This window comes from Clostridium gelidum (genome assembly GCF_019977655.1).
Lineage (GTDB): Bacteria > Bacillota > Clostridia > Clostridiales > Clostridiaceae > Clostridium > Clostridium gelidum.
Genome location: NZ_AP024849.1, coordinates 1,099,855 through 1,116,106 on the forward strand (window position 1 = coordinate 1,099,855; position 16,252 = coordinate 1,116,106).

Annotated in this window: 13 protein-coding genes and 2 riboswitches; all 13 genes read left to right on the top strand. The window is 30.7% G+C overall.

From position 1 onward, the window contains the following. Positions 1-3 precede the first annotated feature (3 nt). The 13 genes from psyc5s11_RS05090 (at position 4) to psyc5s11_RS05150 (ending at position 16,247) form a co-directional block, all read left to right on the top strand. On the top strand, positions 4-198 hold the full coding sequence (locus psyc5s11_RS05090; RefSeq protein WP_224036551.1) for a hypothetical protein: 195 nt from the start codon (positions 4-6) through the stop codon (positions 196-198). A 66-nt stretch (positions 199-264) separates the two neighbouring features. Then, positions 265-374: riboswitch (TPP riboswitch) on the top strand. Between the two features lie 115 nt (positions 375-489). After that, positions 490-1,029 carry an energy coupling factor transporter S component ThiW gene (gene thiW / locus psyc5s11_RS05095; RefSeq protein ID WP_224036552.1) on the top strand — a complete coding sequence of 180 codons (540 nt, stop codon included), beginning with the start codon at positions 490-492 and terminating at the stop codon, positions 1,027-1,029. Positions 1,030-1,103: 74 nt separating this feature from the next. Further along, a complete protein-coding gene (gene thiD / locus psyc5s11_RS05100) occupies positions 1,104-1,904 on the top strand; it encodes a bifunctional hydroxymethylpyrimidine kinase/phosphomethylpyrimidine kinase (RefSeq protein ID WP_224036553.1) in 801 nt (266 codons plus the stop codon). 79 nt (positions 1,905-1,983) lie between these two features. Then, a complete protein-coding gene (gene thiC / locus psyc5s11_RS05105; RefSeq protein ID WP_224036554.1) occupies positions 1,984-3,294 on the top strand; it encodes a phosphomethylpyrimidine synthase ThiC in 1,311 nt (436 codons plus the stop codon). 14 nt (positions 3,295-3,308) lie between these two features. Further along, entirely contained in the window at positions 3,309-4,139 is an 831-nt protein-coding gene (gene thiM / locus psyc5s11_RS05110) for a hydroxyethylthiazole kinase (RefSeq protein WP_224036555.1), read from the top strand. Positions 4,140-4,260: 121 nt separating this feature from the next. Further along, entirely contained in the window at positions 4,261-4,890 is a 630-nt protein-coding gene (gene thiE, locus psyc5s11_RS05115; RefSeq protein WP_224036556.1) for a thiamine phosphate synthase, read from the top strand. Positions 4,891-5,254: 364 nt separating this feature from the next. After that, positions 5,255-5,629 carry a PilZ domain-containing protein gene (locus tag psyc5s11_RS05120; RefSeq protein WP_224036557.1) on the top strand — a complete coding sequence of 125 codons (375 nt, stop codon included), beginning with the start codon at positions 5,255-5,257 and terminating at the stop codon, positions 5,627-5,629. Between the two features lie 620 nt (positions 5,630-6,249). Continuing rightward, positions 6,250-6,332: riboswitch (cyclic di-GMP riboswitch) on the top strand. A gap of 172 nt (positions 6,333-6,504) precedes the next feature. Further along, a complete protein-coding gene (locus psyc5s11_RS05125; RefSeq protein ID WP_224036558.1) occupies positions 6,505-8,490 on the top strand; it encodes a methyl-accepting chemotaxis protein in 1,986 nt (661 codons plus the stop codon). Positions 8,491-8,710: 220 nt separating this feature from the next. Beyond that, on the top strand, positions 8,711-9,316 hold the full coding sequence (locus psyc5s11_RS05130; protein WP_224036559.1) for a transglutaminase-like domain-containing protein: 606 nt from the start codon (positions 8,711-8,713) through the stop codon (positions 9,314-9,316). Between the two features lie 62 nt (positions 9,317-9,378). Further along, positions 9,379-11,574: a glycogen debranching protein GlgX gene (gene glgX / locus psyc5s11_RS05135; protein ID WP_224036560.1), complete on the top strand. Its 2,196-nt coding sequence runs from the start codon at positions 9,379-9,381 to the stop codon at positions 11,572-11,574. 220 nt (positions 11,575-11,794) lie between these two features. Further along, positions 11,795-12,502, top strand: coding sequence for an ABC transporter ATP-binding protein (locus psyc5s11_RS05140; RefSeq protein WP_311196408.1), 708 nt, complete (start codon positions 11,795-11,797; stop codon positions 12,500-12,502). Then, positions 12,502-14,865, top strand: a complete 2,364-nt coding sequence (locus psyc5s11_RS05145) for an ABC transporter permease (protein WP_224036561.1) — start codon at positions 12,502-12,504, stop codon at positions 14,863-14,865. Before psyc5s11_RS05140 ends, psyc5s11_RS05145 begins: the two co-directional genes overlap by 1 nt. Before the next feature lie 146 nt (positions 14,866-15,011). Further along, positions 15,012-16,247, top strand: coding sequence for an efflux RND transporter periplasmic adaptor subunit (locus tag psyc5s11_RS05150; protein WP_224036562.1), 1,236 nt, complete (start codon positions 15,012-15,014; stop codon positions 16,245-16,247). Positions 16,248-16,252 lie beyond the last annotated feature (5 nt).

Genomic DNA, 16,252 nt, shown 5'->3' on the forward strand with positions numbered 1-16,252 from the left:
TAAATGCCAAACAAAAATAGAAATAATATAGTCAGGCATTCTACAATGGTACCGATCAAACGAATTAAAACAAAGAAAGAAACAATTTTAATTGAAGTAGAAAAAAATCAAGTTATAGGTGAATTTATTAACGGTTTTGAAGTAATAAAACCTGTCAAAAGATATGGAAAATATTATATATTAGCAAAAAACAAATAATAAAATATACTTGACGTTTTGAAATTAATGGTATAGGATTTAATCTGTAGAAAACAATTTAATAATTTAAATAACTAGAGGGGCTAATGTTTTAGCTGAGATTGGAAAGATTGATTTCCTGACTCTTATAACCTGATTTGGTTAATACCAACGTAGGGAAGTATATTAATATTTATGTATAGTTTATTGATGTATTCCTAAGGAATACATTTTTTTTACGGAAAAATATATATAACTTCACAAATTAGTTCCACATAGTTATTTTATTAATTTTAAGGGGGAAGATTTTAAATGCAAGAAAAAAGTAAAGCACAAAAAATCGCATTAAGTGGTGTATTAATTGGCATTTCAGTTATTTTTGGAACATTTTCAATACCAATTGGAGTAGCTAAAATATCACCAGTACAACATTTTGTAAATGTAGTAGGAGCAATAACACTTGGACCAATGTATGCACTTTTAAATGCATTCGTAACATCACTTATAAGAAATATGATGGGAACAGGAAGTTTGCTAGCTTTTCCAGGAAGTATGGTAGGTGCGCTGCTTGCAGGTATTCTTTATAAGAAATTTAGAAAGCCAACTGTAGCGGTAATTGGGGAAGTAATTGGAACAGGAATCTTAGGAGCATTATTAGCGTATCCAATAGCATCAATACTTTTAGGTAAAGAAGTAGCACTTTTTGTATATATAATTCCATTTACAATGAGTTGTAGTGCTGGAGCTGTTATAGCATATTTCTTCTTGAAAGTTCCTATTATAAGGAAAACATTAATAAATAACGAGTTATCAATAAATACGAAAAATTCTAAAAATACTAATGAAATTTAAATAACGTAACAGCACATAATATAAGAAATAGGTAAAATAATTTAAATACGAGATACAAACGAAAGGATGATTTTATGTTTAGAGCATTAACCATTGCAGGGTCTGACACTTGTGGCGGGGCAGGAATTCAAGCTGATTTAAAATCTTTTTCAGCAAACGGTGTCTATGGTATGAGTGTTATTACAGCAGTAACTGCTCAAAATACCATGGGTGTTTTTGGAATTCAAGATATTAATCCAGAAATGATTGAATCTCAAATTGATGTGATTTTTGATGATATAAGAGTAGATGCTATTAAAATAGGTATGGTTTCGAAGATTGAATCTATAAAGGCTATATCAAAAGCATTGAGAAAAATTAAAGACCTACCACTAATAGTTTTAGATCCTGTTATGATTTCTAAAAGTGGGTTTAATTTATTATCAAAGGGCGCAAAGGAAACTTTAGTTCAAGAGTTATTTCCGTTAGCAGCAATAGTTACACCTAATTTACCAGAAGCAGAAGAGATATTAGGCATGGAAATAAAAACTTTAGATGAAATGAAGAATGCTGCTTTAAAGGTTAAGGAACTTGGACCTAAGGCTGTTCTAGTTAAAGGTGGGCATTTAGAAGGAGCAGCTACTGATTTGTTATTTGATGGAAAGGAATTTATAATTTTGACACAAGAAAGAATAAATAATAATCACACTCATGGTACAGGATGCACTCTATCTTCTGCCATAGCTGCTAATCTTGCAAAAAATATGACCATGGAAGAAGCTGTGAGAGAAGGAAAGAGATATATAACAATTGCTATTGAACATGGATTTGATCTTGGACATGGTGTTGGGCCTACTAATCATTTTTATGAACTATATAAAAAAGCAGGAATTTAATTCAGTTAACAATTAACAGTTACATATAAATAACTTGATTTATTCAAATTAAATAATTGCATGTGAGGAGAGAGAAAAAATGAATTATAAAACACAAATGGAAGCAGGTAAAAAAGGTATAGTTACTAAGGAAATGAAGGTAGTAGCTAAGAAAGAAAACATGTCAGAGGAAAAGTTAATGAAGCTTGTAGCAGAAGGTAAGGTAGCTATTCCAGCTAATATTAATCATAAATCTCTTAGTCCAGAAGGTATTGGTGATGGACTTAAAACAAAGATAAATGTAAACTTAGGTGTTTCAGGAGATTGCATTGATTACACAAATGAAATGAAAAAGGTGAAAATGGCAATTGAGTTTGGTGCTGAAGCCATAATGGATTTAAGTAACTATGGAAAGACGCAAGAGTTTAGAGAAAAGCTTATAGAATATTCTCCTGCTATGATAGGTACAGTTCCAATGTATGATGCAATTGGATATCTTGAAAAAGATCTTTTAGATATAAAGGCTGAGGATTTTCTTGGTGTAGTCAGAAAACATGCAGAGGCGGGAGTTGATTTTGTTACTATCCATGCTGGTCTAAATAAGAGAACAGTTGAATTATTTAAAGAAGATAAGAGAAGATTAAACATTGTATCTCGTGGAGGATCTTTGCTATTTGCGTGGATGGAAATGACAGGGAATGAAAATCCATTTTATGAATATTATGATGAGTTACTTGAAATCCTAAGAGAATATGATGTTACAATAAGTCTTGGAGATGCAATGAGACCAGGATGTCTTGATGACTCAACGGATGCAGGACAAATTACTGAACTTATAGAACTAGGATTACTCACAAAGAGAGCTTGGGAAAAAGATGTTCAAGTTATGGTTGAAGGACCAGGACACATGGCTATGAATGAAATTGCAGCTAACATGCAAATTCAAAAAAGACTATGTCATGGGGCACCTTTTTATGTACTTGGACCTCTTGTTACTGATATAGCTCCAGGATATGATCATATTACATCAGCTATTGGTAGTGCTATTGCAGCAACAAATGGAGCAAACTTCCTTTGTTATGTAACACCAGCTGAACATTTAAGACTTCCAGATTTAGCAGATGTTAAAGAAGGAATCATAGCATCAAAAATTGCAGCTCATGCAGCAGATATAGCTAATGGTATTCCAGGTGCAAGAAACCAAGATAATGCAATGGCAGATGCTCGTCAAAAACTTGATTGGGATGAGATGTTTAAAGTTGCTATTGATGGAGAAAAGGCTAGAACGTATTTTGAAAGTTTACCACCAGAAGAGAAACATAGCTGTTCTATGTGTGGGAAAATGTGTGCAGTAAGAACAACTAATAAAATTCTAAATGGTGAAAAAGTAGAACTTTTTGATCAAAAGTAGGAGATGACATAATTATGAGTAATGAAATAGTTATAAAAGTAGGAAAATTATTAAATGAGGTTAGAAATAATAAACCTCTTGTACACAATATAACAAATTATGTTACAGTTAATGATTGTGCTAATATATTACTTGCAATAGGTGCATCACCAATTATGGCTGATGATATTAAGGAAGCAGCAGATATTACTAAGATTTCATCTGCTCTTGTAATAAATATTGGTACATTAAATGAAAGAACTATTGAATCTATGATAACATCAGGCAAAAAGGCAAATGAATTAAATATTCCAGTTGTGTTCGATCCGGTAGGTGCAGGTGCATCTGAGTTTAGAAATGAAACTACTAAGAAGATATTAGAAGAAGTAAAAATAAGCGTTTTACGTGGGAATATGTCTGAGATTAAGTTTATAAGTGGTTTGGAATCTTCAACTAAGGGTGTTGATGCCTCTGAAAGCGATATGGAAAGTGTCAATGATAAAGGTGCTAACGTAGCTAAGAATTTAGCTAATAAACTTAATTGTACTGTAGCGATTACAGGGGTAACAGATATTATATCTGATGGAAAAAGAGTAGCTATACTTGAAAATGGAACTAAGATGCTTGCGAATGTTACTGGAACGGGGTGCATGACTACAGCACTCGTAGGAGCATTTTGTGGGGCGGGTTCAGATTACTTTATAGGTGCAGTTTCAGGTATTGCTGCTATGGGGATTTGTGGGGAAATTGCTCTTGAAAAAGCAGGACAAATTGGAACAGGAAGTTTTCATATAGCCATAATAGATGCTATAAGTAATTTGAATTCTGAAATAATTGAAAATATGGTTAAAGTTAAAGAAATATAAAATATAATAACTACTAAGGCATATGAAAAAATAACAGTCACATGGTATAGTGGCTAGTGATTTTATGAGTATGCCTTAATAAATTGAAAAGTAAACATATAATTTGAGGAGGAAAATTTCAATGAAGCCTAAAATAGATTATAGTATTTATCTTGTAACAGATAGAGATTTGATGAGCACAGAAACTTTAGAAGAGGCTGTAGAACAAGCTATTATCGGAGGATGTACATTAGTTCAATTAAGAGAAAAGGATTGTTCATCTCTTGATTTTTATAATACTGCAGTAAAGGTAAAAGAAATAACAGATAAATATAATGTTCCATTGTTAATAAATGATAGATTAGATATTGCACTAGCAGTAGGTGCAGCAGGAGTACATGTAGGTCAAAGTGATTTATCAGCAACAGTTGTTAGAAAAATTATTGGGGATGATAAGATTATTGGAGTTTCAACAGGGTGCTTAGAACAAGCACTTAAGGCACAAAAAGATGGCGCAGATTATATAGGAGTTGGTGCTATGTATGCAACTGGTACTAAAAAAGATGCAAATCCAACTTCAATGGAAGAGTTAAAGAAAATAAGAGAAAGTGTATCTTTACCTATAGTAGTAATTGGGGGAATTAATAAAGAAAGAATTAAGGACTTTGAGGGCATGGGGATTGATGGACTTGCAATAGTTTCAGCAATTATTGCTCAAAACGATATTGTTGGGGCTACAAAGGAATTGAAAAGGATATTCAAACAAGGTTAGATTTAAAAAGAGACAAACTTGATTGGATAATGGACTAACATTAAAAAATAAAGGCGATTAAATAATTATATTGAATTAGTAAAAGAATCTTAAATATTGTCAATAAAAAATAATTTTTTTAAACCTCTGATTAATTTAGGGGCTTTTTTATGCATAAGACGGAATTGTTTGGGTGATTTTATAGAAAATCAGAAGAATAAGAGGTATAATATGAGTGAACTATAAGGTTAATTATTGTAAAAAGACAAAAATTTAAATTTATAATATAAGATATAATTTTTTATTAAATCTATTGTAAAAAACCAGATGCATCAATAGATATTTATTAGATTTTAATTAAATTTTGTAAGGGGGCTGGATAGATATGAAAGTACATTCTGAAATGAATGGATTTAATTATGACGTAGAAAAAGAAAGAAGATCTGTGCCAAGATTTAGTAAAAAAGATACAATACAATGTATAGCGATAAATTCTGAAAAATGTTTTTATTTATTTGAATGTGTAAATATAAGTACACAAGGTATAGGATTTATTTCACAAAGGGAATTTAAAAAAGGTGATTTTTTAGAGGTTATTGTTTTATTTGATAAATCTATATCTATTCAACTTATGGTAAGAATTGTAAGAAACAGTATTCTTGATGGACGTTTGTTTATAGGTGCTGAGTTTGTTGGTATGCCTAGTTCTAATTATGAAATATTAAAAAGTGTCTTGGATGGACATTTGGATAATATTTAATTACTATATAAGTTGCAATAATATGGGTACAATATATTAAATGAAATAAACTCTTATGGTAGCAGAAGCTTTTGATTTAAAAGTTAAATACAATTGAGCAGAGGAATAAGTGTCATCTAATTTTATATTTAAAATCCTTCATAAGAGTTATCTTGTGAAGGATTTTTTTCAATATGATTAATAGATATTTTTTGATATAAGGCACAAAAGAAGAAACTAAAAATTAATTTTTTATCAGAACTGTATTTTAAAATATAAGTGTAGTGAAAACATAGTGGTCTATACAATAATGCATAATAAACCCATGTAAATCATGGCAATATGTCGTGAATAATCCGGGTCAAGTATTGTTATTAAAGTAAAAGATGAAGGGGATGGCATTCCTAAAAATAAACTTGATGTTATATTTGAACGTTTTGGACAAGCAAAGTGTTCCCTTTCTAGACAATGTGAAGGAACATTAATAATTTAACTAAAGTGAATTAAATATCAGTAAATTAAATTATAAATAATTGATTTAATTGTAGTAATATGATAATGTTGAGTATATGGTAATAAAATGAAATGATTAGTAATAATGTGTAGATTTATATGATAATATTCAAATATATTAATAAAACAGAGAAATCGGAACTGTGAAAAATTCTCTTTATTTGGGTACCTTGAGAATTGGGAGTTAGTGGTGCAACCGACCGATAATTAGTTTATAAACTAATTATCGGTTTTTATTTTTATAATGTAAAACAGAGTAGGGGGAAATAAGATAATATAGATGTTATTAGATTAAATAATCACTATTATTATAGTGAAATTTAACTTATATTATATAATATCCTTAAAGTTGAAATTCAGGCTTATTATAAGGGGGAATCGTTTTGAAAAAAGAAAAGTCTTTACAGGTTAGAGCTATTTTTATCATTTCATTTATTTTTCTTACTCTTATCAGCATGGTAACATACATAGAATATTCAAAATCAAAAAAAATAATTATGTCTTCAATGGAGAGTTCTGGAAAACAAACAGTTACAATTCATGCGCAAAAATTATCTTCATGGGTTAAATCTAGATTATCTCAGGTAGAAGTAATTGCAAACACTCAATTGGTATCAAGTCTGAATTATAGTGAAATAATGCCTTATTTTGAAAGAGAACAAAAAAATTATGATGGAGTTTTTAATAGCCTTGGAATATCTGGTGGAGATGGAAAGTTAACTATGCAAAATAATGTAGTTATTGATATAAGTACAGAAGGTACATTCCCACAAGTTATGCAAGGAAAAAAGATTATATCAAATCCCTTTGCAGATAAACAAAATCCTTCAGATTTGATAATATCTATGGAGTGCCCTGTAAGGGATACAAAAGATAATAAAGTTGTTGGGGTTGTAAGCGGAGCTTGTCTTGTTTCTACAGTTTTTAAAGAAAATACAGATTTTCATATTGGCGAGACAGATAAAGTTTATTTATTAGGTAAGGATGGTACTGTTTTATTCCATCAAGATGATACATCTAATAATGAAAGCAATTTTTTACAAAGCTCTAATAAGGAATTTTCAGGTTTAGTTCAAGATGCACTTTCTAAGGATAGTTTTTTGGGAGAATTTAAAGATAATAATGAAACAAAAATGTTATTTTCTTCTCGTGTTGAAGGAACAGATTGGTACATGTTTCTTGAAGTTCCTACAAAAGAATATACTTCTAGTTTAAATTCATTGCTTTACGCAACAGTCATTGTTTCTGCCATAGCAATAATATTTCTAATAGTATTGCTAACTATTTTACTAAGAAATTTCTTTAATAGGCTTTTAAAAATATCTTTAATTGCAGAAGAGGTAGCAGAAGGAAACCTGATTAGTTCACTTCCAGAATCTTCAGATGAGTTAGGTAGAATTAATATTACATTTAATAAGATGATAAATAACTTGAAAAATATAATAATGAAAATAAAAGATGTTTCAGAGGTTGTTGTTGAATCCTCTAATAGTTATAAAAATGTTAGTTTAGAAGTAGTTGAAGGTGGAAAAGACATTAAGCAATCAATTGAAAATCTAACTGTAGGAGCAAAAAATACAGCAGAAGAAATACAAAAAATTACTATATCTATAAATGATATGGAAAGTAAATCAAAGGAATTAGTAGAGATAAGTGCTAATATCGATACAAGAATAGCTGAAACAAAGGATAAGACTTTAACTGGTTCAAAAAATTTAGATTCTACAGTGAAATTATTATATAAGATGAAGGAAAGTGTAAACCTTTCATCAGGTGTTATAACTGAACTTTCAGAAAAATCTAAAACTATTGCAAATATAACAACAACTATATCTACTATATCAGAGCAAACTAATCTTTTGGCATTGAATGCAAGTATTGAGGCGGCTAGAGCAGGAGAACATGGGAAAGGTTTTTCGGTAGTTGCAGAAGAGGTTAGAAAATTAGCTGAACAATCTTCAGATTCTACACAAGGTATTTCAACAGAGATACAACAAATTCAACAGCAAATAGAAAATGCTGTAATAGCAATGAAGGATAGTATTAATTATGTTGGCTTAGGTACAAGCTCTATTGATGGCATTTCAACCATATTTGCCGGAATTGAAGACGCGATTGAAAATATTAAAGCTATGAGTTTAAATATATCTGAGATTGCAAAGGTATTATTAAAAGAAAATAAAAAAATCAATGAAGCAGTTTCAAATACATCAGCTATAAGTGAGGAATCCGTTGCAAGTACTATATGCTTTGAAGATATGGTTAATAAGCAAGGAGATATATTCTCAAATCTTAAAGAAGCATCAGGGCATTTAGATGAGATTTCAGCATCTTTATCAAGTGAAATTTCTAAGTTTAGAATTAATTGAAGCCTATCCAAGGACATATTTTAAGTAAATGTACTTTCAGAATCTATAATGAGTATAACATCACAAACAAATCTTCTTGCACTAAATGCTGCAATTGTGCGAGTCGAGTTTCACCTAAGAATAAATAAGAAGGGACTGTTCCAAAATAGAAATATTATTTCTATTTTGAATAGTTCACTTTTTTATATAATGGTATTTATTACTATGGAGGTATATAATAATGATTATTGAAAGCACTAATTTAGAGAATTACATAAAAAAGTCAGAAGTAATTGACTATGATAATAAATTGATTGTAGATAAGTGTCTTGAATTGACGAAAGATACTAATAATGAAATTGAATTAATTAAAAAAATATATGAATTTGTAAGAGATGAGATTAGTCATTCTGGTGACATAAATGCAGAAGAAGTGACATGTTTAGCTTCAGAAGTTTTAAGTTTTGGACATGGTATTTGTTGTGCGAAATCTCATCTATTAGCAGCCATGCTAAGGTTTTTTGCAATACCTACTGGATTTTGTTATCAGATACTTTGTTCAAGGGAAAATAAAAAAGTAGTACACGGATTAAATTCAGTATATTTGAGTAATTTAAATAAGTGGATAAGACTAGATGCTAGGGGAAATAAGGTAGGGGTAAATGCACAGTTTTCCATAGAAGAAGAAAAACTTGCTTGGCCAATAAGGAAAGAGCTTGAAGAAAGAGATATTGAAACAATATTTAAGGAACCTAATAAAAAGGTTATAGAAGTGTTGAGGAAATATGAAGACAGAAAAGAATTTAAGAAACATTATCAACCAGATTTGCAAGATATATTTAATTAAGAAGGCTTTGCATATATATAAATTAAACTATAATTATATATAAACAGAAAGGAAAATGCATAATGGATTCTCATATGTTTTCACGAAACAAAGATGAAAAAATACACATAGAGGTATTAAAAGATAAGGCGAATTTTCAAGATTTTGCAGAAACTTCTAGCAAAAATCTAATACCTATTGATGAATGCAATGGATTTAAAATTCGACCTGGATTCTATCTTGTTAATGGAACGGTGGTTATTCCAGGCGGTGTTAGTTTTACTGTTCATTCGCAAAATGCAACTTCATGCAAATTAGTTCTATTTAAACGGAAAGAATGTGAACCTTATGCTATTATTCCATTTCCAGAGAATTATAAAATCGGAGATGTGTACTCAATGATTGTGTTTGACTTGGATATTGGGGAATTTGAATATGCCTATAGTGTAGATGGACCATACAAACCAGAAAAGGGTTTGATTTTTGATAATAAAAAATATCTTCTTGATCCTTATGCGAAGGCAGTTGCTGGGCAGAGTGTGTGGGGATTAAAACCAAAATCTGGCTATGAATATAGGTCACGAGTAGTTACAAATGATTTTGATTGGGGGAACAGTAAGCAGGTCTTGATTCCAATGGAGGAATTAATTATTTATGAGTTACATGTACGTGGATTTACAAAACACCAATCATCAGGTGTTAATTATTCTGGTACTTTTTCAGGATTAGCTGAAAAAATTCCGTATTTAAAGGAACTTGGGATTAATGCGGTTGAGCTTATGCCAATTTTCGAATTTGATGAGATGCGAGATGAACGGATTGTTGATGACAAAATATTACTGGATTATTGGGGATACAATTCTGTGAGTTTTTTTGCGCCTAATACTAGTTATACTGCTCAAATCGAGTACAATAGGGAGGGTGATGAGTTAAAGTCATTGATTAAGAATTTCCACGAGAATGGAATAGAGGTAATTCTTGATGTTGTATTTAATCATACGGCTGAAGGTGATGAGCATGGTCCATACATATCTTTTAAAGGTTTTGATAATAATGTATATTATATGCTTACACCAAATGGAAAATACTACAATTTCAGCGGGTGTGGTAACACTATCAACTGTAATCATCCAGTTGTACAAAAAATGATATTGGATTGTATCCGCTATTGGGTGACTGAATATAGGGTAGATGGTTTCAGATTTGATCTTGCTTCAATTCTTGGACGTAATGAAGATGGTTCACCAATGAACAAGCCACCTTTGCTTAAAAATCTAGCCTTTGATCCAATTCTTTCTAAGGTTAAACTAATTGCTGAAGCATGGGATGCAGGTGGTCTGTATCAAGTAGGTAATTTTCCATCGTGGAAACGATGGTCTGAATGGAATGGTAAGTATCGAGATGATATTCGTAAGTTCTTGAAAGGAGATTCGGGATTAGCTCAAGTAGTAGCTGAACGAATTGCAGGTTCCCATGATTTGTACAATGTAGATAGCAGAGGAGAAAATGCATCGGTGAATTTTATTACTTGCCATGATGGATTCACTTTGTATGATTTATATTCTTACGACAGTAAACATAATGAAGCCAATGGTTGGAATAATACAGATGGTGAAAATAGTAACAATAGTTGGAACTGTGGTGCTGAGGGGGAGACTGATAATGAAAGCATCCTTAAACTACGTACAAAGATGATTAAAAATGCATGTGCTGTTCTTTTGGCAAGTCAAGGCACGCCAATGTTTTTAGCTGGAGATGAATTCGGGAATACACAAATGGGAAACAATAATCCATATTGCCAAGATAATGAAGTTTCATGGCTTGATTGGACTTTGTTAGACAAGAATAAAGAGATATTCAGATTTTTTAAGAATATGATAAAGTTTAGGAAAAGTCATCCTGTACTTAGAGATAAAATAGAACCAGCAAAATGTGGATTACCTCATGTTAGCAAACATGGAAATGAACCCTGGTATTTGGATCCATCAAATGAAACAAGGGTACTTGGGGTTATGTTTGCAGGCTGGAATAAAGAAGCGAATGAAGATGATATAGTATATATTGCTGTAAACACACACTGGGAAAAGCAATGTGTGAAACTGCCAGATCTGCCTATAGAGCTAGAATGGAATATTGCAGTAAATACTGCTATGCCGGAAGGACATGAATTTAATGATTCTATTAATAAGATGCTTCAAATTGGGACAAGACTTGAATTAGAGCCAAGGTCTGTAGTAATTCTATTGGGTATAAGGAAAGAAAAAGGACTGAGAAAGTAAACAATAATTTTAAAAAGTAAAAGTATTAGCAATGAATGGAGAAATAACTTCTGTTGATTGCTTTTTTAGACTAAAATAATTGTTCGTAAACGTAATATGTGTAAAGATAAAATAATTATTATACAAAAGTCTTCAATAATATATTGAATATATATTTAAGGGAGAACATAATAAGATAAATTGACCTGATGGTCAAAACCATAGTATGGAGGGATTTTAAGTGAAAGATCCTATTGTTATAGTTAAAGATGTTACAAAAGAATACACCATGGGGGAGATAAAAGTTAAGGCGTCTGATAAGATGAGCTTTGAAATTCTTGAAGGTGAATTTGTTGTGGTACTAGGACCAAGTGGTTCAGGCAAAAGTACTGTGTTAAATATGATTGGTGGAATGGACAGGCCTACATATGGGGAAGTACTTGTAGAAGGAAAAAATATAACTAAGTATTCCGACAATGAACTTACTATGTATAGACGAAAAAAAATAGGTTTTGTATTTCAATTCTATAATTTAATGTCAAATCTTACAGCACTTGAAAATGTTGAATTGGTAAGATCTCTTAGTAATAATCCTTTAAAATCAGAGGATATTATGAAAGAAGTTGGACTAAGTGAAAGAACATCAAATTTTCCAGCACAACTTTCAGGAGGAGAGCAGCAAAGAGTAGCAATAGCAAGAGCATTAGTCAAAAATCCATTACTGCTTTTATGTGATGAACCAACAGGAGCTTTGGATTATAACACAGGAAGGTTGATTTTAAAGCTACTTTACGATATTAATAAAAATACCAATAAGACAATAATAGTTATTACACACAATGCAGCTATTGCAGCTATGGCAGATAGGGTTATTAGAGTAAGAAGTGGCGCTGTTGAAGCTATAACTATTAATGAAAATCCTGAGACACCTGAAAGGATTGAATGGTAATGAATATTTTATTCAGGAATTTATTAAGAGATATAAAAAAATCAAAGGGACAGTTTATTTCTATCTTAATAATTGTGGTTTTAGGTGTTACATTTTATACAGCAATAAATTCTGCATTTAAAAACCTTTCTAATTCAAGTAGTGAATATTATAGCGAGTATAGATTAGCAGATATTTGGGTGGATCTGTATAGTGCACCAATGGGTATAAAAGAAAAAGTTGACAGTATACCTAATGTAAAAACAGCAACAGGTAGAATTATTAAGGATGCTAGTATAAATATTTTAGAAGAAAATGCAACTTTAAGGTTTATAACTCTTCCTGATATAAAAAAAGATATAGTAAATGATGTTGTAATAAAATCGGGAAGATATTTTTCAGAAGATGATAGTAATCAATGTCTTTTAGATGAGGATTTCTTTAAGGCAAATAACTTGAATTTAGGAGAATATATTTATCCAATTATAAGTGGGAATAAGGTTAAGCTTAAGATTGTTGGGTGTGTTAAAAGTCCTGAGTTTGTATACACCTTAAAAGATGCAAGTGAGATCATGGCGGATAATAAGAGATTTGGAATAATATACATAAAACAATCTTTTGGAGAAGCAATTTTTGATTTTAAGGGTTCTATAAATAATTTATCAATTCAAATTTCTAATGGTAGTGATGTAAAGACTGTGAAAGATGATGTGAAAAAGGCTTTGAAAAATTATGGTGTAAAGAATGTTATTGATAGAGAAGAACAGACAAGCAGTAAAATGATTAGCGAAAAAATAAAAGGATTGAAATCTATGGGAGGTACATTTCCGGTAATATTTTTCATGGTTGCATCAGTTATTATATATATTATGATGGGAAGAATGGTGGAAAGTCAAAGAACACAGATTGGAGTATTAAAGGCTGTAGGTTTTACTAATATGCAAGTATTAGCTTATTATATGAGTTATTCTGCAATGATTGCACTTATAGGTAGTTTTATAGGATCTATTCTTGGAACTTATATGGGAGCTAGCATGACAAAACTATATAATCAATATTTTAACTTACCTCTTGGAGGGATTAAAATTTATAGTGAGTTTGTAATTCCAGCATTCATATTAACACTATTTTTTTGTTTATTTGCAGGGTACCATTCTTGCAAAGCTATATTTAAAATAATGCCTAGCGAAGCTATGAGACAAAAATCACCTGAAAGTGGTAAAAAAATAGTTATTGAAAGAATAAACTTAATATGGATAAATATTAGTTATCTAGGAAAGATCATTGTACGAAATTTATTTAGATATAAAAAGAGGGCATTATTAACTTCACTTGGCGTTATATTTTCTTCAGCTATACTTTTGGTGGCTTTAAGCATGGGAGATTCAATGGACTTTATGATACAACAGCAGTATGGAAACATTCAGAATTATGATATTAAAGTAAAATTCTCTAAATTAATGAGTATAGAGGACTTAAATAATATTAAAAATATTACTCATATAAAAGAATTGGAACCAGTACTAGAAACAGGTGTGGAAATATCAAATGGATGGAAACATAAAGATGTTGGATTTACTGCACAAATAAAAGAACCACAAATGTATAAGGTTGAAGACAAGAGTGGTAATGCTATAAGTCTCCCGCAAAATGGGATACTTATATCTGAGAAATTAGCAAATACCTTGGGCATAAAAGTGAATGACAGTGTGAATATAAAGTTTTATTTTCCAGGAAAAGAGAAAAAAGAAATGGTTGTTAAGGGGATTATAGTGCAGTACCTGGGCTTAAGTACTTACACATCTATGGATAATTTAAATAGCATACTAGGAGAAGGGACGATTGCAAGTTCAGCGGTACTAAAGCTGGATAATACTAATGCTGAAAATGAAGTTAAAGATAAGTTGAGAAATATGCCAAATGTGATGTCGGTGGATTCAAAAACAGATTCACTAAATGCTCTTTTAAAAACCATGGGAGCAATGCAAGCTTCTATTGGAGTGTATATTATGCTTGCTGGGATTCTTCTTATTGCTGTTTTATATAATATTGCAACTATTAACATCTTTGAAAGGCAAAGAGAATTGGCAACTTTAAAGGTATTGGGATTTAGTAATAATGAAGTTAAAAAACTAATTTTTAATGAGAATTATATAATTGTTATATTTGGAATGATTGTAGGTTTGCCATTTGGCAAATGGCTTGGAGCATCTCTTATGGCATCTAGCAGTACAGATGCTTATACTATTCCATATGTAGTGGAATTTAAGACTTATATTATTGCAATAATTCTCACACTTCTTTTTACTGCAATTACTAATTTAACTTTAATGAGAAAAATTAAAGCTCTTGATATGATAGAAGTTTTAAAAAATAAAGAATAATTGAGTCAGTTAAGAATTAAAAATTGAGAGTTAGGAAACAAATTTTTTTGAAATTTTTAAAAATATAATATTTGTAATATAAATTCCAAAGGAATTTCATCAATAACTCATAACTCATAACTGATTTAAAGGGGAGATGAGTGTAAATGAAAAAGAAAAGAATATATTGGGCAATAACCATAATAATATTATGTATAGTAAGTGGGTTAATATATGTAAAGATGCAAGGGGGACAAGCAGTAGAAACTACAGTTACAGAAAAAGGTGAGATAAAACAATATATTGAAGATATAGCTGTAGTTAAAAGTAATAAAAGACAAACTGTTTATATTGAAGGTGCAGGAAAGATAAATAACATAGAGGTCAATGTAGGTGATTACGTAAAAAAAGGTGACGTATTATTGACAATGGATAAACAAGATTTAGAGTTAAAACTTAAGGATGCTACTGCGAAAATTGAAGCAGCTAAAGCTCAGCTTGCAAGTACTGATAGTTCTAATTATGTAAATAAGATTGAAATTGCACAAGCAGCTGTAGACAGCGCTAAGGTTAATTATGAATCTATAACAAGAGATTTAAATAATGCAAAGACGCTTTTCGAGTCTGATGCTATAAGTCAGCAAGAACTTAATAAAGCAGAGGATGCATATAAAACTGCTGAAGTAACTTTAAAGTCTGCAAATCTTCAAGTGGAGGACGCTAAAGATGGAGCACCTGATTATTTGAAAGATGGATATATGGCTGTAATTGAACAAGCTGTAATTCTTAGAGATTCTGTAATGAGAGAAATTGAAAAACAACAAGTTCTAGCATCAATTGATGGAATTATTCTTGAAAAGCTTGTAGATGAAAATTCAATGGGAGTGACAGGTACAGTAGCATTTTTAATAGGAGATATTAAAAGCTTAGAATTAGAAGGAAATATATTATCTGATGATATTTATAAAGTTCAAATAGGTAATGAAGTTGAAGTAAGTGGAAAAGCAATGGGAGATTTAAGTGTAGAAGGTAAAATTATAAAAATAGCACCAGAAGCAAAAAATATAACATCTTCTTTAGGCGTGAATCAAAAGAGAGTACCAGTAACTATTCAAATAAATGGTGAAACAAGTTTGTTAAGACCAGGTTATGATTTGGATATTAAAATTATTACTCAAGTTAAAAGTGATACTTTAGTTATACCAGATAGTGCGGTGTTCGACTATAAGGGGAGCTCTTGTGTATTTATTGTAGACAGTGGGAAAGCTGTCATAAGGGAAATAAAAAAGGGTATAGAAAGTGAAAAAACAATAGAGGTTTTAGAGGGTTTAAAAGAAGGGGAGAAAATATTGATAAAGCCTGATAATAATATAAAAGAGGGAATGAAGATTAAGCTTGGATGAAAGTA